The organism is Mycobacterium sp. GA-0227b, from assembly GCF_001499855.1.
GTDB lineage: Bacteria > Actinomycetota > Actinomycetes > Mycobacteriales > Mycobacteriaceae > Mycobacterium.
The window spans coordinates 300,782-322,919 of sequence record NZ_LQIK01000031.1 but is presented as its reverse complement, the minus strand read 5'-3'; the positions used below and the strand labels follow the sequence as shown (position 1 = coordinate 322,919).

The window sequence follows — 22,138 nt, the reverse complement described above, 5'->3', positions numbered from 1 at the left end:
GCTCTCACGCTGAAGAGGTCGTAGTTGTTCAGGTTGATGTTCTTTGCGCCGCGCATCGCGCCCAACACCGGGAATGCGATCCGGATGGTGGCCGCGACCGGGTGTGAACTGCACCTGGTCGAGCCGATGGGGTTCGACCTGTCCGAACCGAAACTGCGCCGCGCCGGCCTCGACTACCACGACCTGGCGTCGGTGACCGTGCACCGCGACCTCGCCGCCGCGTGGGCCGCGCTTGCGCCCGAGCGCGTCTACGCGTTCACCGCGCACGCGGCGACCTCGTTCACCGACGTCGAGTACCGGGCCGGCGATGTGCTGATGTTCGGGCCGGAACCCACCGGATTGGACGCCGAGACGCTGGCCGATCCGCACATCACCGCCCAGCTGCGGATCCCGATGCTGGCGGGCCGGCGCTCGCTGAACCTGTCGAACGCGGCCGCGGTCGCCGTGTACGAGGCGTGGCGGCAACAGGGGTTCAGCGGAGCGGTGTAGTCACCTTCCGATGTGGGCCCACGCCCGAAGTGCAGGGCGACGCTCGCGCGGAGCGCGTTACCAGCTGTTGAAGTGCGCGATCTGTTCGACGGGCAACCGCTTGGCGGGGCGGAAGTCGGTGCCCTTGGTGTAGGCGATCGGGAACAGGCCGCCCTGGCTGTACTTGTCATGCGGGATGCCGAGCAGTTCGGCGGCCTGCTTCTCGCCGTCACCGAGCAGATGCAACGTCGTCCATGCGGAGCCGAGCCCGCGCGATCGCAACGCCAGCATGTAGCTCCACGCCGCGGGCAGCAGTGAGCCCCAGAAGCTCGCACTCCCCGCGCCGGGCGCACCGTCGACGCGACCCTCGAGACATGGGATCAGCAGCCACGGGACCATCTCCATGTTCTCGGCCAGGTACTCGGCCGACGACACCACCGCCTGTCGCCGTTCCCCGCGGCTGTCGCCGTCGGTGTACTCGGGTTCGGGCATCGTTCGGTACAGCTTCCAGCTGGTGCGGTAGATGTCGGCGAGCGCCTTCTTCTTGTCGGGGTCGTCGACGAAGACCCACTGCCAGCCCTGGGCGTTGGATCCCGTCGGCGCCTGCACCGCGAGCTCGAGACATTCCAGCAGCAGCTCGCGCGGCACCGGCTTGTCCAGATCCAGCCGCTTGCGCACCGAACGGGTGGTGGTCAGGACTTCGTCCACGGACAGGTTCAAGGTCATTTTTCGAGACTACATTCGCCTCATGGCAATCGAATTCACGCAAGAGGTGGCGGACAGGCTCGCCTCCGACAAGTACGGCTGGTTGACCACGGTGGCGAAGTCGGGACAGCCCGTGCCGAAGTTGGTGTGGTTCTTCTTCGACGGGTCCGATGTGTTCGTCTACAGCGAACCGCGCGCCGCCAAGGTCAGACACCTCAGGGCGAATCCGCGGGTAAGCCTGAACCTGGATTCCGACGGGAACGGCAGCGGGATCATCGTCGTCGGCGGCACCGCGACCGTCGACGCCGAGAACGCGAACCCGTTGCAGGACGAGCGGTACCGCGCCAAATACGGCGAGTACGCGGCCAGCCTCGGTTTCAGCGAGGAGTTCCTGGCCGCCTACGACACGCGGCTGAAGATCAGCGTCGACAAGGTGTGGACCACACCGACCGGGGGTTAGTTCGGCCCCCTTTTCTGGGCGAGGTACGGGCGCGCTAAACCGTGAGCGCGCTCAGCGTCTTGGCGGCGGCTCGCTCGCCGCTGCGCACCGCGCCTTCCATGTTGTCGGGCCAGCTGCTGCGCTCCGCGCCGGCGAACTCGACGACACCATGGCGCTTGGTCAGCAACGGACCCACCGCGCACACCTCGCCGGGAGCGAACACCGCATCGCAGCCCTCGATGTAGTCCTGCTCGGCCCACCGCACGACGGTCGGGCAGCGCAGTTGATGTGGTTGCACCCCGAACGCCTGCGCCAGATCGGCGACCAGTACATCGTCGTCGATGGCCGTCCCCGTGGCCGGGTGAAAGCCCGTCACCCGGTCACCGCGCCGCCAAGCTCCCCACAGCACGTCACCGCCCAACACCGTGTTGTGGCGCACCGAGTGTCCGCGCGGCAGCAACGCGATCACCTTTGTTCCGGCGTCGATGTGCAGTTCGGCTAGTCGTGCCAGATCCGGTGGCAACGGAGGATCGAATACGACGCGGGGCAGTTGCGTCACCGGAATCGCCACGATGACCCGCTTCGCATGCACGGTAAGGTTGCCCGCCCGGACCTCAGCGCCGTTGGCGCGCTGCGTGATTCGGCTGGCCGGCGTGTTGAGCCGAACGGCGTCGCCGAGCGGCGCCGCCATCCGGGCGGCGACCTGTTGAGCGCCTTGGCTGATGCGCCACTGGAAGACAGCCGTCGTGCTGCGCCACGGGCCGCCGGCAATGCGGAGCAACCAGAGCAAATGCAGCAGCGACATCGAGTCCAGGTTCTCGCGGGCGAGGGAACCGACGAGCCGTTCGAGCAAGTAGCGGCTGCCGCCGTCGAGACGGCGCTCGTCGAGCCATTCGGCGACGGATCGTCTGTCGAGTTCGGCTGCCCGCGACGACCTCCATGGTGCGTCGGCATCGATCCTCCGGGACAACCACGCGAGGGAACTGAACGCACGTACCAAACCCAGCCAGGTGCCTGGTGGCGGTAATCGTCGACGGGCCCGCCGGCCCGGCAGTCGCCACATCATGGGGTATCCGACGTGGCGGGCCGGCTCGACGTCCAACCCGAGCTCGCGTACCAATCGATGCATTCTCCGATGGGCCCGGCCGATCCATTCGCCGCCGAAGTCGGCGACTGATCCGTCCAGATCACGCGACCGCGCCCTGCCGCCGACCTCGTCACGAGCCTCGACGACGAACACGCTTTTTCCCGCCCTGCGCAGGTGGCGAGCGGCGGCCAGACCGGCGAGTCCCGCGCCAACCACGGCGACGTCGACACGCAGAGCGGTATCCTCTGGAGCCATGAGACAAACGTATCAGACAAATGTCTCAATCGGAACGGAGTGGAAATGACTCGACGCACCGGAAACCGGCAACGCTTGTTGGATGCAGCCATTCGGTGCATCGAGGACCGGGGCTACGCGCGGACCACTGCCCGTGACCTCGTGCAGGCGTCGGGGACGAACCTCGGCGCGATCACCTACCACTTCGACTCCAAGGAGGCGCTTCTCAACGAGGCACTTGCTGAATGCAGCCGTCGCTGGCTGCAGCAGATGCAGCAGGCCTCAACCGCAGTGTCGTCGGGCGATCCGTTGGCAGACACCATCGCCGCTGCGTATGGCGCCCTTCGCGATGGGCGGATGTTTGCCGTGGCGTATGTCGAAGCGTGGGCCCAGGCGGAGCGCAACCCCGCTCTGCGTGAACAACTGGCCGCGCACTACCGCGAATTCCGCACGGCCACGGCGACACTCGCTCAGTCCCTGACCCGCTCGTCGTCGCTGCCCGACGCGGAAGCTCTGGCGGCGATACTGGTGGCGGTCGCCGACGGCCTTGTCGTTCAGTGGCTGCTCGACGCCGACTCGTTGCCGGAACCCGCTCGGCTGGCCCGGGCGCTCACACAATTCGGTGTCACGTAATGGGCCGAGACGTCGAGCCGCTGGCGTGCGCCCGCCGCTGGCCTACTTCGCCAACTCGGACCGCCCGCGTGCCGCGAGGTTCGCCGCCACTTCCTGCTCCCACACCCCCATGGCCTGGGTGGTGTCGACCTCGAGTTCGAAGCGGTCGGTCATTTCGGCGGTGACGTCGGCGACGTCGACGTAGAACTGCTCGTACCACCGCCGGTGCTGATAAACGGCGCCATCCTCTTCCGTCAGCAGCGGGTTGTCGATCCGCGTCTTGTTCTTCCAGATTTCGACGTCCTCAAGGAACCCCTCACCGAAGGACCGGTTCATCGCCGCGGCGAGCTTGTTCGCCTTGTCCGAAGGAAGGCCGGGCATCTGCTGCACGGCGCCGCCCCATTGCAGCACAAACGAATTGTGGGTGACCGGATAGTGGCAGTTGATCAGCACGACCTCGACGGTGAAGCCGGGACCGAGATCGTTGTGCAGCCAGTTGATCATGTAGGCAGGGCCGAAATACGTGGCCTCGGAACGCAGATATGTGCCGTCCCAGAGTTTTTCGGGATTGGGCGTGGAATCCGGACGTGGTTTGGATTCCATGTACTGGCTCGCCATGTGACCCTCGATCACATTCTTGAAGTAGGTCGGGTAGGCGTGATGGATGTAGAAGAAGTGCGCCATGTCGACGTTGTTGTCGACGATCTCGCGGCAGTGCGAACCCTCGATCAGGATCGAGTTCCATTGCCAGGGCGACCAGATGCCGTCGCTGTATCCCTCGATCTCCGGCGGAGTCAGCTCCGGGGGCGGCGAGGAGCCTTCCGGGTCGTGCCACACCAGCAGCTGGCCGTTGACCTCGCAGGTGGGCCACTTGTGGGTTCGCGCCAGCCGCGGTACCCGGCGCGCATAGGGCACATCGACGCAGCGACCGGTCGAGCCCTGCCACCGCCAATCGTGAAAGGGGCACGCCAGGTTGTCCTCTTTGATGGACCCGCGGGAAAGATCGGCGCCCATGTGCCGGCAGTAGCCGTCGAGCACGTACAGCTCACCGGTCGAGTCGCCGTACACCACGAGTTTGGAGCCGAACGCCTCGACGCCGTGGGGTTGCCCGTCACGGAACGTGTCGGCCAGACCGAGACAATGCCAGCCACGGGCGAACCGCGTCATCGGTGCGCCGGTGTCGATCTCGCGGATGTCACTCATCGGCTGTTGATTCCTTGCGCGAGCGCTCGTCATGGTCCCTGCCTAACATGTCTTTGATCGCCAGGTGGCTGAACAGCATGCTGGTGCCGATCGGATTGCCGCCGCCCGGATAGGCCGTGCCGCTCGGCGCGGCCATCGTGTTGCCGGCCGCATACAGCCCGCGGATCGGGTTGCCGGAGGTGTCGAGGACCCGCGCCGCGGTGTCGGTGCGCAGACCACCCTTCGTGCCGAGATCGGAGATGCCGAACATGGCGGCGTGAAACGGCGCCTTCTCGATCGCGACGAGTGGTGAGCCACCGCCGAAGAAAGCGCGGTCGTACGCTTCGTCGCCCCGGCCGAAGTCCTCGTCGGTGCCTTCGGCGACGAATTCGTTGAACCGCGTGACCGTCGCCGCCAGATTCTCCGCGGGCACGGCGATCTTGTCGGCGAGGTCCTCGAGCGTGCCGGCGGTGTGCCAGAGCCCTGCCTCGATGTACTGTGCCGGCTCCACCATCGACACGTTGGTGGCCTTGACCGGCGGTATCTCACCGTCCCGGTCGTCGTAGATCATCCAGTACGGCAACGTGATCGAGCCATCGGTCAATTGGGCGAGAATGTCGCGGCCGATTCGGTCGTACGGCGCGGACTCGTTGACGAACCGCCGGCCGTGCTGGTTGACGAAGATGCCGCCGGTGAACCACAGCGCAAACGCCGAACGCCCGTCCGGATGTGTCATTCCCGGTGACCACCACGCCTGATCCATCAGATCGGTGTCCGCGCCGACCGCGACGGCCGCCTGCAACGCTTCGCCGCGATTCCCCCACGGCCCCATCGTGTCTCGTGCCGCGCCGGGTACGCCGTAACGGCGACGGAGTTCCTCGTTGCCCTCGAACCCGCCGGCAGCCAGCAGCACGCCCCGCCGCGCGCGGATGGCCCTGCGTTGCCCCTCCGTCTCAACGATCGCCCCGACCACTCCGCCGTCCTCGAGCACCAACTCGACCAGCGCGGTGTCGCGTCGCAGCGCTGCGTGTGAATATTGGCCGATGGCCTTGAGGAACCGGGCGATCAGAGCGCGACCGCCGATGAAGTAGTCGTCGGGCCGTGGCGCGCCGAGCCGATCGGCGTCGAGCGGGCCGCGCACCAGCTCACGCAGTTCCGGTGCCTTGGCAACGGCCAACGGCCGTGCGGCGATATGCCGCTGGCCGTCAAGGCGCGCCTTGGGCACCTTGCCGAAATAGTCCGGCCAGGGCAGCACCTCGAATTTCAGATGCGAGTCGTGTTCGAGGTATTCGATCAGCGGGGCACCGCCGCGGACGTAGGTCTCCTGAAGTTCATACGGCGTGCGGTCTCCGACCACGGCGTGGTAGTACTCGAGCGCATCCTCGATCGTGTCGTCGGTACCGGCCCGCACCAGAACCGGATTGCACGGGAACCACACCCCGCCGCCGCCGGAATATGCTGTTGTGCCGCCGAATTGGTCGGTCGCTTCGACGAGGATGACGTCGAGTCCCTCGCGCGCGGCGGTGTACGCGCCGGTGACACCGCCGCCCCCCGATCCGGCGACCAGCACGTCGCATTCGTCGTCCCAGCCGCTCATGCGTATTGCTGCCGCCCGTGAAGCTCGAATTCGGCGTCCAGTGACCGCTTTTCGTCGTCACTCATACGCTGGTACACGGGTGCACCTCTCCCGGTCCACCGGTACACCGGCTCGTCGGTGTGCCATCGCTGTCGTTGCAGTTGGCGTTTGAGCACCTTGTTGGAACCGGTGACGGGCAGTCGGGTCGACAGCCTCAGGAACCGAGGAACGCCCTTGCTTCCGAGGTCCTGTTGGCTCGCCAGATAGGCGGTGAACTCCTCGATGTCGAAGGCGTCCGGATCGGCCACCTCGATCGCGGCCATCACCTGATCGCCCGAGCGTGGATCCGGCACCGCGAACGCTCCCGCCGCGACCACCCGCGGGTGACGTCGCAGCACCCGTTCGATCGTCAAGGCCGAGGTGTTCTCGCCGTCGACCCGGATCCAGTCGCCACGCCTGCCGGCGAAATAGAGGAAGCCAGCCTCGTCGAGGTAGCCGAGGTCTCCGCTCCAGTACCAGCCGTTGCGGATCCGTTCGGCGTTGGCCTCGTCGTTGCGGTAATAACCCTCGAAACTGCGGGTCCCGAATTTGTCGACGATCTCGCCGACCGCCGCGTCCGGATTGCGTACACGGCCGTATTCGTCGAGAACTGCTCGCGCACAATCTTCCAACGTGTCCGGGTGTACCACCGCGACACCGTCGTGCAACGGGCGGCCGAGCGCTCCAGCGGGCGCGTGCGGATCAGGAGCCACCACCGCGCCGCCCTCACTGGACCCGTAGCCTTCGAACAGTTCCGCGCCGAACCGGCGGCGGAACTCGGCCTGGTCGTCAGGTGACGCCTCCGTGCCGAAGCCCCGCACCAACGGGTTGTCGGCATCGTCGGGCCGCTCCGGGGTGGCCATCAGATAGGCCAGCGCCTTACCGACATAGGTGAAGAACGTGGCGCCGAAATACCGTACGTCCGGCAGGAATCCGGACGCCGAGAACGACGGTGTGAGGCACACCGTGGCGCCGTTGGCCAGCGCCGGTGCCCACAGCGCCATGATCGCGTTGCCGTGGAACAACGGCATGCAGCAGTACTCGACGTCGGCTCGCGAATGTCCGAATTTCTCGGTGGCGGCGTAAGCGATACGGGCCAGCCTGCCTTGACTGCATTTGACCGCCTTGGATGCGCCCGTCGTGCCGGAGGTGAAAAGCAGGAGCAGCAGCGAGTCCTCGTCCACGCCCGCGGTGACACTGGGTTCGACCCGATGCGTGTCGACAGCCCTGCCGTAGCCCGGATCGTCGATCACGAGGAATCGATCCGCGGCCAAGCCGAGATCCAGCTCGCGCAACCGATCGAACCCCGCGGTGTCGGTGACGATCAATTGGCAATCCGCGTGGCGTATTTCGGCTGCCAGCTCGGCCGCGCCCCGGGTGGGGTTGATGCCGACCACCGTCGCTCCGACGAGGGCGGCGCCGCCCAGCCAGAACACGAAATCCGGGACGTTGTCCAGCAGCACCCCGATATGAAACGGGCCGTCGCACCGCATCGCCTGGGCCAGCGCACCGCGCGCCGCGGATTCACGCACAACCTCATCCCAGGACCAATCCCGTTGGCGGGTGCGCAGACCGAGATGCTCGTCACCGAGGCGATCGAGCAGCAGGTCCGCGATGGACTGGCGTCTTGACGAGACGTCGGAACGCATTTCAGGCGGACGGATGGACAAGGTCCAGGTAGGCCTGCGGCAGTTCCTCGCGCGACAGTTTGGTCATGCTGACCACGCCGGGATTGTAGGAGTCCTCGCCGAGGATCTTTCCGTTTTCGTCGATCGGCCACAGCAGCAACTGTCGGAACACGATGAGGTAGTCGGCGTCGACATCGTCGACGGGAATCCCGATGCGTAGGGCCTCTGCGCCGGGGTAGATCTGTTTGAGCAGACCCTCGGTCACCAGGCAGTGGTCGTCGACGACGAGCCGCTGCACCTCGAACTCGAGAATGTTTGTCCGGGTGGCAAGGAAGTCGGTGTAGTAGGTCTGCACACCCGCGGTGGTCTTGGGACCGAAGTCGCCTTCGGCGCCCCAGAAGTGGTAGTCCGGATGCGGAGCCAGCGTGGCCATCAGGCGATCCATATCCGGGGCGGCTTCGGCTTTCATGTGCTCGATCACGGCGTTCAGCACCAGGCGGTGCCGTTCATTGGTGGTGTCGGCCAGGCGCTTTTCCAGCGGTTCCCACGTTCGGGTGGGATCGATAACTGCCATGTGGTCATCATCACGGAGCCGCAACGTACAGTCACCCGCCGTCCGTCGATCAAATCCGTTGATCCACCCGACACGTGTCGGGCTCGAGCAACTCCTCCGACGACAGGGCGATGCGGCGCACCATGAGCACCAACGTCGCCAGGAACCGGTCCATCGGGTCATCGAGATCCCACCCCATCGTGCGCGCCACCTGGGCGAGGCGAGCCGCGACGGTGCTGTGGTGCACGTGCAACTCCGCGGCCGTTCGGCGCAGCGAGCCGAACACAAGGAACGCCTCGACGGTCTGCACCGCGAGCGCACCCGTCGACGTCGCCGCGATCTCGTCGATGCGGGCCATCTCCCGGTTGCCACGCACCCGATCGAGCGGCAGGTCGGCCAGCAGCTCGAGCAAGCTGAGCCGTTCGTACGCGATGGCCCGCCTGCCGTAGCCGGTCGATGATGCGAAGCGCAACGCGCGCATGGCTTGGTGCCAGGACGTCGGCGCGGCGAACACACTCCCACTGGAGCCGATTCCGACCCATGGTCCGCGGTCGGAGTTTGCGCGTCGTGGCGACGGGAACGCGTCGACGATCGCCCGCTCGAGCCCGTCGGAGAGCGCTCGGGTATCGCCGGCGTGCTGGCACAACACCGCCGTGGCGTTGCCGATCGCGACCGTGCGCACCGCCACGTCGGCGAGTTCGCGGGTGATGATCTGCAGCGCATCGGACGGTGATTGCGCGGAAACGGCGAGGACGCGAACCTTGCGGGTTTCGTCGAGCCCGAGCAGGCGAATGGCCCGTGCCCGGTCCTCTCGATGTTCCTTTTCCGAAAGCACGACCTCTAGCAGGGCCGGATCACCGAGCTGCGGGGTGACCGAGCTGCGTGCCAGGACCCTTCGCAACGAGTGGCGCACGCGGTCGATGAGCACCGGGTCCAGCTCCGATCGGCCGTCCGCACGTTCGACCCACACGACCGGTTCGTCGTCAGGCGACGGCGCCGCCGGGACGTTCCCCGCGGTGTCGAGCGCACCCGCCGTGTCATAGCGGATGACGACGCCGGATGCCCACCGCGCGCCGACCGGGCATTCGGCCAGCAATGCGGCCGAGCGCACAACGGTGTCGGCGCTCGCCGCTGACTCGTCGACCTCGTCGAAGTAGGCAATGATCCGCAACACCGACGCGGGGTCGGATCCCAGCTCCGACATCCGAACCGGGCGGCGGCTCATGCCGCCAGCTTAAGCCGTCGGCTGGGTTGACGTTTCACCATCGAGTGGCTGGGCAACTCGGATGGGACAGTGGGTCAGGAAGGGGCCGGGTCATGGTCGATGGACATTTCACGTCAAAGTGCCGATACGTTGCAGCGCCCGCGTTGCTTGGGGTGTTGGTGGTGGCATTCAGCGGATGCGCCGGCGGTAGCGACGAGGATGCAGGTTCGGCGGGGACCACCCCGGCGCCGGAAACGACAGCTGCTGCGCCCGCGGTGACATCTTCTGCGCCGGCCACGGCTACTCCGGCAAACACCGGCATCGACGCGCTGCGCCGGGCCGGAAGCACTGCGACCGCAGCCGTGCCCGAGAGCACGCTGGTCTCCATCGAAACCGAGCGAGATGGCCGGTGGGAGGTTCAGGTCGTCACTGCCGACGGCACCGAGCACGAGATGGACGTCTCCAACGACGGCGCCACGGTGACGATGGGGCCGACGGCCAAGACCGAGGACGAAGCCGACAAGGCCAAGCACCGCGAACGGGTACAGGCCGCCCAGGTGGACTACCAGGCGGCGGCGGACAAGATCCTCGCCGAGGTGCCCAACGGCACCATCACCGAACTCAACCTCGATAGCAACAACGGAACGACGGTCTGGGAAGCCGATGTCGTCGACGATTCTCAGACCAAGCACGAAGTGACCATCGACGCCGGCTCCGGGCAAGTGCTGCAAAACACGACCGGACGCTGAACATCCGCTGCGAAAAACGGCGGGTCGCCGGTGTGAGTAGTCCGGTGAGTTAGCGGAAGTCGCGGGACTTCGAGCCGATGGCCAAGGTGAGCTTGCCCATCCGCTCGGCGACGACGGTGATCGCGCCGGTCGCGTTCTGCACCTGACCGCGAATCAACAATGCCGCGGCGGTTTGCGCCAACTTGCGGTGCCGCGCCCACACCCCACGCGAGCAGATGATGTTGACCATCCCGGTTTCGTCCTCGAGGTTGAGGAACGTCGCGCCCTGGGCGGTCGCCGGCCGCTGGCGGTGCGTGACTGCCCCCGCCACCAGCACCCGGGAGCCGTCGGGCACGTCGAGCAGCTTGCCCGCCGGTATCACCCCCATGGTGTCGAGATCCTCGCGTAGGAACTGCGTGGGATAGCTGTCGGAAGAGACGCCGGTCGCCCAGACGTCCGCGGCGGCCAACTCGAGTTCGGTCATACCGGGCAGTGCGGGAATGTGTGACGACGCCCCCACCCCGGGCAGCCGGTCGGGCCGCTGGGTGGCGGCCGCCCCCGCCGCCCACAGTCCTTCGCGCCTGCTGATGTCGAAGCAACCCAACGCTCCCGCGGTGGCCAACGCCTCGGTCTGCGGCACCGACAGTTGCACCCGGCGGGTCAAGTCCAACAGGGAGGCGAACGCGCCGTTGGCTTTTCGTTCGTCGACCAACTTCTCGGCCAGCTCGTCGCCGATGTGGCGGACATTGCCCAGACCCAATCGGACCGCGTTTCCTTCGTCTTCGAGGGTGGCGTGCGCCAGGCTGGCATTGACGTCCGGGCGCCGGACGACGACGCCGTGTCTGCGAGCGTCGGCAACCAGCGACTGCGGGGAATAGAAGCCCATCGGTTGCGCGCGCAGCAGCGCGGCGCAGAACGCGGCGGGGTGGTGCAGCTTGAACCACGACGAGTAGAACACCAGCGACGCGAAACTCAGCGAATGGCTTTCCGGGAAACCGAAGTTCGCGAACGCTTCCAGCTTCTCGTAGATCCGGTCGGCCACTTCGCCGGTGATGCCGTGCCGCTGGCGCATACCGTCGTAGAACCTGCCGCGAAGCCGGCGCATCCGCTCGGTCGACCGTTTGGACCCCATCGCGCGGCGCAGCTGGTCGGCCTCGGCGGCGGAGAATCCCGCGCAGTCCACCGCGAGCTGCATGAGCTGCTCCTGGAACAGCGGTACCCCCAAGGTCTTGTGCAACGCCGGCGCCATCGACGGATGTTCATAGGTGACGGGCTCTTCCCCGTTGCGCCGCTTGATGTACGGATGCACCGATCCGCCCTGAATCGGGCCGGGCCGGATCAACGCCACCTCGACGACCAGGTCGTAGAACACGCGGGGTTTGAGCCGCGGCAGGGTGGCCATCTGCGCGCGCGACTCCACCTGGAACACCCCGACGGAGTCGGCCTTTTGCAGCATCTCGTACACCGCGGGCTCGGACAGGTCCAGCTGGGCCAGGTCGACGTCGATACCCTTGTGCTCGCGCACCAGGTCGATGCAGTAGTGCAGCGCCGAGAGCATGCCCAGGCCGAGCATGTCGAACTTCACCAAACCGATTGCCGCACAGTCGTCTTTGTCCCACTGCAGCACACTGCGGTTCTCCATCCGCGCCCATTCCACCGGGCATACGTCGGCGATGGGCCGGTCGCAGATCACCATGCCGCCGGAGTGAATGCCCATGTGCCGCGGCAGGTTGGAGATCTCCTTGGCCAGCTCGATCACCGGCTCGGGGATGTCTTCAACATGCGGCGCCTCGGTGAGGCTGCCCCACTGCCCGAGCTGCTTGCTCCAGGCGTCCTGCTGGCCCTGCGAGAAACCCAGGGCGCGAGCCATGTCGCGCACCGCGCTGCGGCCCCGGTAGGTGATCACGTTGGCCACCTGGGCGGCGTAGTCGCGGCCGTATCGGTCGTAAACGTATTGAATCGCCTTCTCCCGCAAGTCCGATTCGATGTCGATGTCGATGTCCGGGGGGCCGTCACGCGCCGGGGACAGGAACCGCTCGAACAGCAACTCGTTGGCCACCGGGTCCACGTTGGTGACGCCGAGCGCGTAGCAGACCGCGGAGTTGGCCGCCGATCCCCTGCCCTGGGCCAGGATGCCGTTCTCAGCGCAGAACCGGGTGATGTCGTGGACCACCAGGAAATAACCCGGGAAGGTCAGTTGCTCGATGACCTTCAGCTCGTGCTCGATCTGCGCGTACGCCCGCGGCGCCCGCTCCGGCGGCCCGTACCGTCGGCGTGCACCCTCCATCACCAGATGCCGCAGCCAGCTGTCCTCGGTGTGCCCGTCGGGGACGTCGAACGGCGGCAACCGGGGCGCGATCAACGAGAGCCCGAACGCGCACTGCTCGCCGAGGTCGGCCGCGGCGGTCACCACCTCGGGATGGTCGGCGAACAGTCGCGCCATCTCCGCGCCCGACCGCAGGTGCGAACCGCCCAGCGGGGCAAGGTAACCGGCCGCCTCGTCCATCGAGTGCCTGGCGCGGATCGCCCCCATCGCCATGGCCAGCCGGCCCCGCGACGGCTCGGCGAAGTGTGCGGCGGTGGTCGCGACGACGTTCAGGCCGAAGCGCGGCGCGAGTCCGGCCAGAGCGGCATTGCGTTCGTCGTCACACGGATGCCCGTGGTGGGTGAGTTCGATGCTGACCCGGTCCCGGCCGAACCGGTCGACCAGGTCGGCCAGCGCGTCGGCGGCCGCGTCGGGACCACCGGTGCAAAGCGCTTGTCGGACATGGCCTTTGCGGCAGCCGGTGAGGATATGCCAGTGCCCGCCCGCAGCCTCGGCCAACGCGTCGTAGTCATAGCGCAGGACTCCCTTCTCGCCACCGGCCAGATGCGCCCTGGCGAGTTCGCGCGACAGCCGCCGGTAGCCTTCGGGGCCACGCGCCAGCACCAGCAGATGCGGCCCGGGCGGATCGGGATCTTCGGTGCGGTTACCTCCGCCGAGCGACAATTCGGCGCCGAACACCGTCGACATCTCCAGTTCCTTGGCGGCTTCGGCGAAGCGCACCACCCCGTAGAGGCCGTCGTGGTCGGTCAGCGCGATCGCCCGCAGATCGAGTCGGACCGCTTCCTCGACGAGTTCCTCCGGTGTGCTGGCGCCGTCGAGGAAGCTGTACGCCGAGTGCGCGTGCAGTTCGGCGTACGGCGTCGACGAGGCCGGCCGGTCAACGTCGGCCGTGTACGCAGCACGCTTGCGCGACCAGGCCGGGCTGTCGCCGCCGTCGCCGATCTGCTCATCTATGGGCCAGCCGGCACGGCGCGGTTTGCCGTTGAGCACCCGCTCCATTTCCGTCCAGCTCGGCGGCCCGGTATGCCAGCCCACCTATGCAGTGTATCGAACATGTGTTCGGTCATGAAGCGAGGTGTTTCGGGTATGCGAAAGACCATGGTCCGAGCTGCGACGGCCGCCGATCAGGTGCGAGGAATCATCGTCGACGCACCCGACGGCGTGCCACCCTCTGACGTCCTGGACGCGCTCATCGGGGACGCACGGGTGGTGCTGATCGGCGAGAGTTCACACGGCACCCACGAGTTCTATCGAGCCCGGGCCGAGATGACGAAGTGGCTGATCGAGGAGAAGGGCTTCCTCGCCGTCGCCGCCGAGGCCGACTGGCCCGACGCCTACCGGGTGAACCGATATGTCCGCGGCATCGGAGGCGACGCCGACGCCGAGCAGGCCCTGCGCGGTTTCCGTCGCTTCCCCACCTGGATGTGGCGCAACACCGTGGTCCGCGACTTCGCCGAGTGGTTGCGTGCCCACAACCGGAACAGGGCCCACGAACAGCAGGCGGGCTTCTACGGCCTCGACATGTACAGCCTGCACCGGTCGATGGAGGAGGTGATCGGGTACCTCGACAAAGTCGACGCGGCCGCGGCGGCGCGCGCGCGAGAACGTTATTCGTGCTTCGACCACGCTTCATCCGACGAAGACGGCCAGGCCTACGGTCACGCCGCCGCGTTCGGCGCGGGTCAGGACTGCGAGCAGGCGGCCATCGACCAACTGCTCGACGTCCAGCGCCATGCCGTCGAGTACGCCCGCCGCGACGGCCTGCTCGCCGAAGACGAGGCCTTCTATGCCGAACGCAATGCGCACGTGGTGCGCAACGGCGAGGCGTACTACCGCGGCATGTTCGCCGGCCGCGTCAACACCTGGAACCTACGCGACACACACATGGCCGACACGCTCGACGCATTGCTGCAGCACCTCGATCACGACGGCTCCGGCCGAGCACGAATCGTGGTGTGGGCACATAATTCTCACGTCGGCGACGCCCGAGCCACCGAGTTGTCCGCCGACGGGCAGACCACGCTGGGCGCGCTGGCCCGCGAGCGCTACGGCGAGCACACCCGGCTGATCGGATTCTCCACCTCCGCCGGCACGGTGACTGCGGCCAGCCGGTGGGGCGGCGCCGCCGAGCGCAAGATCGTCCGGCCCGCCCTGCCGGACAGCGTCGAAGGCCTGCTGTCGGAAGTGGGTGCACGGTCCTTCTATGTGGCCATGCGTGTGGACGGGCGCGTCGCAGCCGAGCCACTCGACCAGACGCGGTTGGCCCGCGCCATCGGGGTCATCTACCGACCGCAGACCGAACGCCAGAGCCATTACTTTCATGTCCGGCTGGCCGATCAGTTCGACGCGGTGATCCACATCGACCGCACCCAAGCACTCGAGCCGCTCGAGCGCACCAGTGAGTGGATCGAAGGCGAAGTGCCCGAGACGTATCCGTCTGGGCTGTAGCGCGCGCGGTCCTACGCTCGATATTGCGTGGAGGGCTGCGGTTGGTTTCGTCGCAACAACCCTGTGTGCAATCTCGATGTTGGCGTCGTCGGACGGTTACGGCAGGTCCTCTGGGCCGAGTTGTTCGCGCGGCACCACGACCATCGGGACGTGGAGCACGCGCAGCATCTTGGCCGCCGTCGACCCCAGGAACAGCCGCCGCGGCGCGCTGAGTCGGCTCGACCCGACCATGATGAGATCCCCGTCCTGCCAGTCCAGCTTGCTCACCGCCTCTTCGACCGTCGCACCATCGACGATCGTCGACGCCACGGGAAAACCCTGCGGCAGCTCGGCTTTTGCCGACTCGTGAACGTGGCGCGCATGTCCCAGTGCCCGCTCGCGCGCGTCGTCGCCGTCTCCGCGCAAGGCGCCGAACGTCGGGTCCAGGGCCACCAGCGACACCAACCGCAGCGGCGTGCCTGCCGCCCGACTGAACCGAACTGCGGTGTCCAGCAGGATGTGTGCGCCTGCGCGCTCCCCGATCGCACATGTCACTTCTCGCACGCGGTCGATGCCCGAGTCGCGAGTTCCCCGAGGCGCCACCGCGACCGGCACCGGAGCCGAGTGCAGCAGCTCGTTGACCACCGACCCCAGTGAGAAGCCACCCGCCAGACCGCCGCCCGCTGCGCCGACGACGATCATGTCGGCCTCGACCCGCGCCGTCTCCTGAATGAGACCGTCGGCCGACGAGTCGTCGAACCGGACATGGCTGCTCACGACGATGTCGTCGGGCACCGTGGCACTCGCGGCGGTCAGCCACTCCCGAGCCTGCGCGATGAGATGCTCCTCGAAATCGCCGATCGGCTTGATCGACGGGGCCACCCGGTCAGGCGGCAGCACGATGCACAGGTCGAGCTCAGCGCCGAGCGTACGGGCCAGCCGCACCCCGAGCGCCACCGCATCGGCACCGCCTGAAGTGGCCAGATAACCAACGACGAGCCTCATGGTCGACCATCCTGTCAATCCAGCGCAGCCGATGCCGGCGGATCGACCAAATGCCGGTCAGTCCCGGTATTCCGCGGCGCCGTCCTCGAGGACGAGACGGGCGTTCGAACCGTCGGGATCGGCGGCCTCCGTGCGGAACACCGCGCGGCCGGCCTCGGTCCGCCAGATCGACGTCGTGAGCGTCTCGCCCGGGAACACCGGCGAGGTGAACCTGGCGTCGATCGCGCTGACTTTCGTCGCATCGCCGCCGCCGAGTTCGGCGACCAGCGCGCGGCCCGCGACGCCGTAGCTGCACAGCCCGTGCAGGATTGGCTTCGGGAAGCCGGCCAACTCGCGGGCGAACCACGGGTCGCTGTGCAGCGGATTGCGGTCGCCCGACAGCCGGTAGATCAACGCCTGGTCTTCGCGCGTGGGCAGCGCAATTCGCGCATCCGGTTCCCGGTCGGGAATCTCCGGGGCGACGGGACGCTGCCCCGGTTGCCCGCCGAAGCCACCCTCGCCACGGATCACCGCGGTCGTGAAGGTCTCCGCGACGACGTTCGACGTGTCGGGATCGGTACCCGTCGCCTTGAGCATGACGATCGCGTTCTTGCCCTCACCCTTGTCCTGGATGTCGGCGACCTCGGCGACCACACTGAGCTTGCCGGCCGGCTTGAGCGGTTCGTACAACCGGATCCCCTGCGAGCCGTGCAGCAGCATCGCGAAGTTGAACGACCCGATCATCGCCGCCGCCGCGAAGGGCAGACACGCGATCACCGCGTAGGTCGGCAGCACCTGCTGTTCGACGCCGTGGCTGTTTTCGGTGGTGAACGCGAGATCCGCGGTGCCCGCCCCGACACCCAGCGCGTAAAGCAGGGTGTCGCGGTCGGTCCATTCGAACAGTTGCGGTTCGGTCTTGGCGCCGATGGCGTTGGGGTCGAGTGGCATACCGGGAACGATATCCGCCGGATGGACAACGGCTGCGTCACACGGCATTGACGTTTCACCGAGCGAGGACCACGATGACTCGCATGCGCTATGTCGTTACCGGCGGTACCGGGTTTATCGGACGGCGAGTGGTGTCCCAGTTGCTAGCCCGTGACGGGGACGCCGAAGTGCTGGTACTGGTCCGCCGGGAGTCGCTGTCCCGGTTCGAGAAGTTGGCGGCGACGTGGGGTGAGCGCGCGAAACCGCTGGTCGGCGACCTCACCGCGGCCAACCTGGGGCTGACGCCCGAGGCGCTCGCCGACGCCGGCGCGGTCGACCACGTGGTGCACTGCGGCGCGATCTACGACATCACCGCCTCGGATGCCGACCAGCGCGCGGCCAACGTGGAGGGCACCCGCGCGGTGATCGAAGTGGCGAAACACCTCGACGCGACGCTGCACCACGTGTCGTCGATCGCGGTCGCGGGCACCTTCCGCGGCGAGTTCACCGAGGACGATTTCGACGTCGGCCAGGAACTGCCCACGCCGTATCACCAGACCAAGTTCGAAGCCGAGTTGCTGGTGCGCAGCGCCGTCGACCTGCGCTACCGGGTGTACCGGCCCGCCGTCGTCGTCGGCGATTCGCGTACCGGTGAAATGGACAAGGTCGACGGGCCGTACTACTTCTTCCCGTTGCTGGCGAAGCTGGCCAAGCTGCCGTCGATCACCCCGATGGCGCTGCCCGACACCGGCCGCACCAATCTGGTTCCGGTCGATTACGTGGTCGACGCGCTCGTCGCGTTGATGCACCTGCCGGATCGCGACGGTCAGACGTTCCATCTCACGGCGCCGAAAACCATTGGCCTGCGGGGTATTTACCGCGGCGTCGGCAAGGCGGCGGGATTGCCTGCGCTGCGCGCCTCGCTGCCGCGCTCGGCCGCGACGCCCTTCCTCAAAGTCGGTGGTCGCGCGAAGGTGGTGCGCAACATGGCGGCCACCCAACTCGGCGTGCCCGCCGAGATCCTCGACGTGGTCGACCTGATGCCGACATTCACGGCCGAGCGCACCGAGGAAGCGTTGCGCGACACCGGTATTGCGGTGCCCGAGTTCGCCGATTATGCGCCGGCGCTCTGGCGTTACTGGGCCACGCATCTCGACCCCGACCGGGCCCGCCGCGACGATCCGGCGGGACCGCTGGTCGGCAGGCACGTGATCATCACCGGGGCGTCGAGCGGGATCGGCCGGGCGTCGGCGATCGCGGTCGCCGAACGCGGGGCGACTGTGTTCGCGTTGGCGCGCAACGCCGATGCGCTCGACGAACTGGTCGCCGAGATCCGCGCCGCCGGTGGCCGAGCACACGCGTTCACCTGCGATGTCACCGACTCCGATTCGGTCGAGAGCACCGTGAAGGACATTCTGGGCAGGTTCGACCACGTCGACTACCTGGTGAACAACGCGGGACGCTCCATCCGTCGGTCGGTGGTCGCGTCCACCGACCGGCTGCACGACTACGAGCGGGTGATGGCCGTCAACTACTTCGGAGCCGTGCGGATGGTGCTTGCGCTGCTGCCGCATTGGCGCGAACGGCGATTCGGTCACGTGGTCAACGTGTCGAGCGCCGGGGTGCAGGCCCGCAACCCCAAGTACAGCTCGTACCTGCCGACGAAGGCGGCGCTGGACGCGTTCGCCGACGTGGTCGCGAGCGAGACACTGTCGGACCACATCACGTTCACCAACATCCACATGCCCCTGGTGCGCACGCCGATGATCGTGCCGTCGCGGCGGCTCAACCCGGTTCCCGCGATCAGCGCCGAGCACGCCGCGGCGATGGTGGTGCGCGGCCTGATCGACAAACCCGCCCGGATCGACACGCCGTTGGGCACGTTCGCCGATTTCGGCAACTACTTCACACCGCGGCTGTCGCGGCGCGTGCTGCACCAGCTGTATCTCGGTTTCCCGGATTCCGCAGCGGCCCGCGGCGAGACGTCGGCGCAGAGCAGGCCCAGCGGCACCCGACGCCCCAGGCGGCCGACGCGGGCGGTGCCCACCTTGCGGGTGCCGCGGCCGGTCAAGACCGCGGCGCGGCTGGTCCCGGGTGTGCACTGGTAACCGAGGTTTCCTATCGTTGGCGGCGTGACGCAGCCCGTGTTCGCCGATGTCGACACCGGCGTCGACGATGCGATGGCGTTGGCGTACCTGTTCGCCAGCGTCGACGCCGAGGTGGTGGGGATCGCGTCCACCGCGGGAAACGTTGCGGTACAACAGGTATGCCGCAACAATCTGGGCCTGCTGGAGTTGTGCCGGATGCCGCCCATCCCGGTCTCGAAGGGATCCGAACAGCCCATCGGCTCGCTGCTGCGCACCGCTGAGGACACGCACGGCCCCGAGGGCCTCGGGTATGCCCGGTTGCCGGCGACCGAGCGGCAACTCACGCCCTACGATGCCGCCGAGGCATGGGTGCGCGCGGCGCGTGCGTATCCGGGTGAACTGGTCGCGATTGCCGTCGGCCCGCTCACCAACCTGGCACTGGCGCTGCGCATGGACCCCGCGCTACCGATGTTGTTGCGCCGGTTGGTGATCATGGGTGGCGCGTTCGACTATCGGGGCAACACCACCCCGGTGGCGGAATGGAACATCAGCGTGGACCCGGAAGCCGCGGCCGAGGTGTTCACGGGATGGAACGCGGCGTGGGGCGGCGGAGAGCCCACACATCTGCCGATTGTGTTGGGGCTGAACCTGACCGAGCACATCGCGATGACACCCGCCCTGCTGAACCGGCTGGCGGCGGAGGCCGGCGCGACGCCGGTGGCGATGAGCGTGTCCGATGACCGCGGCACCCGGTCGGCGACGGCCAACCCGCTGATCGCGGTGCTCGAGGACGCGATGCGGTTCTACTTCGAGTTTCATTTCGACCAGGGCGAGGGCTATCTGGCGCATCTGCACGACCCGTTGGCCGCGGCGGTGGCGCTGGACCCCGACCTCGTCACGTGCGGGGCGACCACCGTCGACGTCGAGTTGACGGGCACGCTGACCCGCGGCATGACCATCGCTGACTGGAGCAACCGGTGGGGCCGGAAACCGAACGCGCTCATCGGCGTTGACGTCGATCCGGGCGCGTTCTTCGACCGCTTCATCGCCCGCGTCGGCGCGTTTGCGCGGCGCCTGGTTTAACCGACGATCAGCCACACCGCGGCGGCCAGGAACAACAGCACGAAGAGCGCGACCGCGATGACGCTTGCGACGGCCGTCGGCGTCCACCGATGCCGCGGCCGCGATTCCACCGCGCCCACGCCCGAGGTCTGGTCGGAGTCGGGCGGCGTCGAGCCGGGCGGCACCCCACCACCGGGCTCGAGGTCCGGCGTGTCGGGTGGGTCGGGGTCTGGCGGTATGGCGGTCATCGGTGTGCGGGTACCCGGTGGTGCCGGTGTCACTCATAAATCCCTTCGACGTACCACCGTCGCTGCCGGTAACACAGCAGCAGGGCCTGCCCCGGCTGGGCGTCGCGGGCGGACGCGTCGAGCAGGACCTGCGCGCGTGCGGTGCGGCCGGCCCGGTCTTGTTCGGGATCCCACCACCGCTCGTCGACCGGCCACGGCCCGGCCCACCAGGCCAACCTGCCGGCCTTGACCACCTTGCCGGGTGCGGCCAGCCGTGCCGGATCAGTGGAGAACAGGCCGCGGGCGGTCACCCGCACCGGACGGCCCTCGACGTCGAACAACTCGACCGGGTCGTCGAGCAACACGGTCGGCGACGGGTCGGGCAGTCGGCCCGGCCACGGCTGACGAGGGTCGGCCCGCGGTACGGGCTCATCCCCCAGCGGGGTGAGCGTGATGCGTTCGGCGGGCCCCCGACCACCGCTGAGCACCGGCACCTGCACCGCCTCCGGTCCGAGCAGACCCTGCACTCGCACCAGCGCGCGACGGGCACGCAGCCGATCCTCTTCTCCAACGCCACCCCACAGCGGCAGCTGCAGCGCTTCGGCCGACACCACCTCCACGGGACGCAACCGGATCACCGTGATCGGCGCGGTGGGCCGGTCGTTGGGGTTGCGCCTGTTCAGCCATCCGTCGAGTTGCCAGCGCACCCGGTCGGCGGTGGCGTCCTCGGTCAGTGGTTCGGCGCAGCGCCAAACCCGTTCCAGCTCTTCGCCGTTGGCCGTGATGGCGTGGATGGCCAGGCGGGTGCAGCCCACCCCGGACGCCGCCAAGCCACGGTGCAGCTCAGATGCCAGCGAGCGCCCGGCGAAGGCCGCGGCGTCCACCCGGTCGATGGGCGGGTCACAGTCCATGACGGCGTCGAGTTCCGGTTCGGGTTCGCGTCCCGACGGACCCCGGGTGGGCTCGCCGCGGGCGAACTGGTGCGCGGCCACCGCGTCGGCACCGAACCGCGAAGCGACATCGCTGCGGGACAGTGCGGCGAACTGTCCGATGTTGCGAATCCCCATGCGCCACAGCAGGTCTGCCAAGTCTTCCCGCCCCGGCGCGGCCAGGCTGGGCTCGGTGGCCAGTTGACGGATCGACAGCGCCGACAGGAACGACGCATCCTGCCCGGGCTCGACGATCCGCCCCGCCCGCGCGGCGAACACAGCGGTGGGCAACTGGTCGGCGACACCTACCTGGCATTCGGCACCCGCAGCGGCCACTGCGTCGACCAACCGCTCAGCGGCGGCTTGTTCGGACCCGAAGTAGCGGGCGGCACCCCGGACCGGCAGTACCAGCAGACCCGGCCGCAACACCTCTGCCCGCGGCACCAGGTCGTCCACCGCGAGTGTCACGCCTTCGAAATGGCGGGCATCGCGCGCCGGGTCGGCGGTGGCCACGTGCAGTTCAGGGCACCGCGCCTGCGCTTCCCGCCGGCGCAGTCCCCGCCGCACACCGGCCGATCGGGCCGATGCCGAACAGGCGATGACCCGGTTGGCCAGCGTCACCGCGATCGGTGCGGTCGACGGCAGGTCCGCCGCTGCCGCCGCGGCGACGGCCGGCCAGTCCATGCACCAGATGGCGAGAACGCGCGTGGACAC

At 67.8% G+C, this 22,138-nt stretch carries 18 protein-coding genes and 1 pseudogene; 7 read left to right on the top strand and 12 right to left on the bottom strand.

The window, feature by feature from the left end; genetic code table 11:
• The first annotated feature begins 24 nt into the window (after positions 1 to 24).
• Complete coding sequence (locus tag AU185_RS20845; RefSeq protein ID WP_059101471.1) at positions 25 to 489, top strand: tRNA (cytidine(34)-2'-O)-methyltransferase; 465 nt, start codon at positions 25 to 27, stop codon at positions 487 to 489.
• 57 nt (positions 490 to 546) lie between these two features.
• On the opposite strand, the gene AU185_RS20840 is transcribed toward AU185_RS20845, so the two are convergent.
• Positions 547 to 1,194 carry a nitroreductase family protein gene (locus AU185_RS20840; RefSeq protein ID WP_059101470.1) on the bottom strand — a complete coding sequence of 216 codons (648 nt, stop codon included), beginning with the start codon at positions 1,192 to 1,194 and terminating at the stop codon, positions 547 to 549.
• Between the two features lie 22 nt (positions 1,195 to 1,216).
• Here AU185_RS20840 and AU185_RS20835 point away from each other — a divergent pair, with 22 nt between their 5' ends.
• Positions 1,217 to 1,633 carry a TIGR03667 family PPOX class F420-dependent oxidoreductase gene (locus AU185_RS20835; RefSeq protein WP_059101469.1) on the top strand — a complete coding sequence of 139 codons (417 nt, stop codon included), beginning with the start codon at positions 1,217 to 1,219 and terminating at the stop codon, positions 1,631 to 1,633.
• A 34-nt stretch (positions 1,634 to 1,667) separates the two neighbouring features.
• Here the strand turns inward: AU185_RS20835 and AU185_RS20830 are convergent, their stop codons facing one another.
• The gene (locus AU185_RS20830; protein WP_059101468.1) at positions 1,668 to 2,954 is read right to left on the bottom strand and encodes a flavin monoamine oxidase family protein; all 1,287 of its coding nucleotides are present in this window, start codon (positions 2,952 to 2,954) and stop codon (positions 1,668 to 1,670) included.
• Between the two features lie 45 nt (positions 2,955 to 2,999).
• Between AU185_RS20830 and AU185_RS20825 the strand changes: the two genes are divergently transcribed.
• On the top strand, positions 3,000 to 3,566 hold the full coding sequence (locus AU185_RS20825) for a TetR/AcrR family transcriptional regulator (RefSeq protein ID WP_059101467.1): 567 nt from the start codon (positions 3,000 to 3,002) through the stop codon (positions 3,564 to 3,566).
• A 42-nt stretch (positions 3,567 to 3,608) separates the two neighbouring features.
• Here the strand turns inward: AU185_RS20825 and AU185_RS20820 are convergent, their stop codons facing one another.
• Genes AU185_RS20820 through AU185_RS20800 form a run of 5 tightly spaced genes read right to left on the bottom strand, consistent with a single transcriptional unit; the run spans position 3,609 to position 9,748 of the window.
• On the bottom strand, positions 3,609 to 4,748 hold the full coding sequence (locus AU185_RS20820; protein WP_059101466.1) for a 3-ketosteroid-9-alpha-monooxygenase, oxygenase component: 1,140 nt from the start codon (positions 4,746 to 4,748) through the stop codon (positions 3,609 to 3,611).
• On the bottom strand, positions 4,741 to 6,324 hold the full coding sequence (locus AU185_RS20815; protein ID WP_059101465.1) for an FAD-binding protein: 1,584 nt from the start codon (positions 6,322 to 6,324) through the stop codon (positions 4,741 to 4,743). The genes AU185_RS20820 and AU185_RS20815 overlap by 8 nt, the downstream gene beginning before the upstream one ends.
• Positions 6,321 to 7,991, bottom strand: a complete 1,671-nt coding sequence (gene casI / locus AU185_RS20810) for a steroid-22-oyl-CoA synthetase (protein ID WP_059101464.1) — start codon at positions 7,989 to 7,991, stop codon at positions 6,321 to 6,323. Before casI ends, AU185_RS20815 begins: the two co-directional genes overlap by 4 nt.
• Position 7,992: 1 nt before the next feature.
• Positions 7,993 to 8,544: a hypothetical protein gene (locus tag AU185_RS20805; protein WP_059101463.1), complete on the bottom strand. Its 552-nt coding sequence runs from the start codon at positions 8,542 to 8,544 to the stop codon at positions 7,993 to 7,995.
• Positions 8,545 to 8,593: 49 nt separating this feature from the next.
• A complete protein-coding gene (locus AU185_RS20800) occupies positions 8,594 to 9,748 on the bottom strand; it encodes a PucR family transcriptional regulator (protein WP_059101462.1) in 1,155 nt (384 codons plus the stop codon).
• Between the two features lie 161 nt (positions 9,749 to 9,909).
• On the opposite strand from AU185_RS20800, the gene AU185_RS20795 reads away from it, so the two are divergent.
• Positions 9,910 to 10,476 (top strand): PepSY domain-containing protein, encoded by a 567-nt coding sequence (locus tag AU185_RS20795; protein ID WP_231740425.1) that lies wholly within the window; start codon positions 9,910 to 9,912, stop codon positions 10,474 to 10,476.
• Positions 10,477 to 10,525: 49 nt separating this feature from the next.
• On the opposite strand, the gene AU185_RS20790 is transcribed toward AU185_RS20795, so the two are convergent.
• Positions 10,526 to 13,816: an error-prone DNA polymerase gene (locus tag AU185_RS20790; RefSeq protein ID WP_059101460.1), complete on the bottom strand. Its 3,291-nt coding sequence runs from the start codon at positions 13,814 to 13,816 to the stop codon at positions 10,526 to 10,528.
• Positions 13,817 to 13,888: 72 nt separating this feature from the next.
• Between AU185_RS20790 and AU185_RS20785 the strand changes: the two are divergent.
• Positions 13,889 to 15,229 (top strand): annotated as a pseudogene (locus tag AU185_RS20785) (erythromycin esterase family protein); the annotation flags it as partial.
• A gap of 96 nt (positions 15,230 to 15,325) precedes the next feature.
• On the opposite strand, the gene AU185_RS20780 reads toward AU185_RS20785, so the two are convergent.
• Positions 15,326 to 16,213 carry a universal stress protein gene (locus AU185_RS20780; RefSeq protein WP_059101459.1) on the bottom strand — a complete coding sequence of 296 codons (888 nt, stop codon included), beginning with the start codon at positions 16,211 to 16,213 and terminating at the stop codon, positions 15,326 to 15,328.
• A 57-nt stretch (positions 16,214 to 16,270) separates the two neighbouring features.
• The gene (locus AU185_RS20775) at positions 16,271 to 17,140 is read right to left on the bottom strand and encodes a MaoC family dehydratase (protein WP_059101458.1); all 870 of its coding nucleotides are present in this window, start codon (positions 17,138 to 17,140) and stop codon (positions 16,271 to 16,273) included.
• Positions 17,141 to 17,223: 83 nt separating this feature from the next.
• Between AU185_RS20775 and AU185_RS20770 the strand changes: the two genes are divergently transcribed.
• Both AU185_RS20770 and AU185_RS20765 read left to right on the top strand, forming a co-directional pair.
• Entirely contained in the window at positions 17,224 to 19,227 is a 2,004-nt protein-coding gene (locus AU185_RS20770) for an SDR family oxidoreductase (RefSeq protein WP_172800412.1), read from the top strand.
• 24 nt (positions 19,228 to 19,251) lie between these two features.
• Entirely contained in the window at positions 19,252 to 20,289 is a 1,038-nt protein-coding gene (locus AU185_RS20765) for a nucleoside hydrolase (protein WP_059101456.1), read from the top strand.
• Here the strand turns inward: AU185_RS20765 and AU185_RS20760 are convergent.
• Together AU185_RS20760 and AU185_RS20755 are read right to left on the bottom strand one after the other, a co-directional pair.
• Positions 20,286 to 20,516 (bottom strand): DUF6480 family protein, encoded by a 231-nt coding sequence (locus tag AU185_RS20760; RefSeq protein ID WP_059101455.1) that lies wholly within the window; start codon positions 20,514 to 20,516, stop codon positions 20,286 to 20,288. The genes AU185_RS20765 and AU185_RS20760 overlap by 4 nt on opposite strands.
• Positions 20,517 to 20,545: 29 nt before the next feature.
• Positions 20,546 to 22,108 (bottom strand): DNA polymerase Y family protein, encoded by a 1,563-nt coding sequence (locus AU185_RS20755; protein WP_059101542.1) that lies wholly within the window; start codon positions 22,106 to 22,108, stop codon positions 20,546 to 20,548.
• Between the last annotated feature and the right edge of the window lie 30 nt (positions 22,109 to 22,138).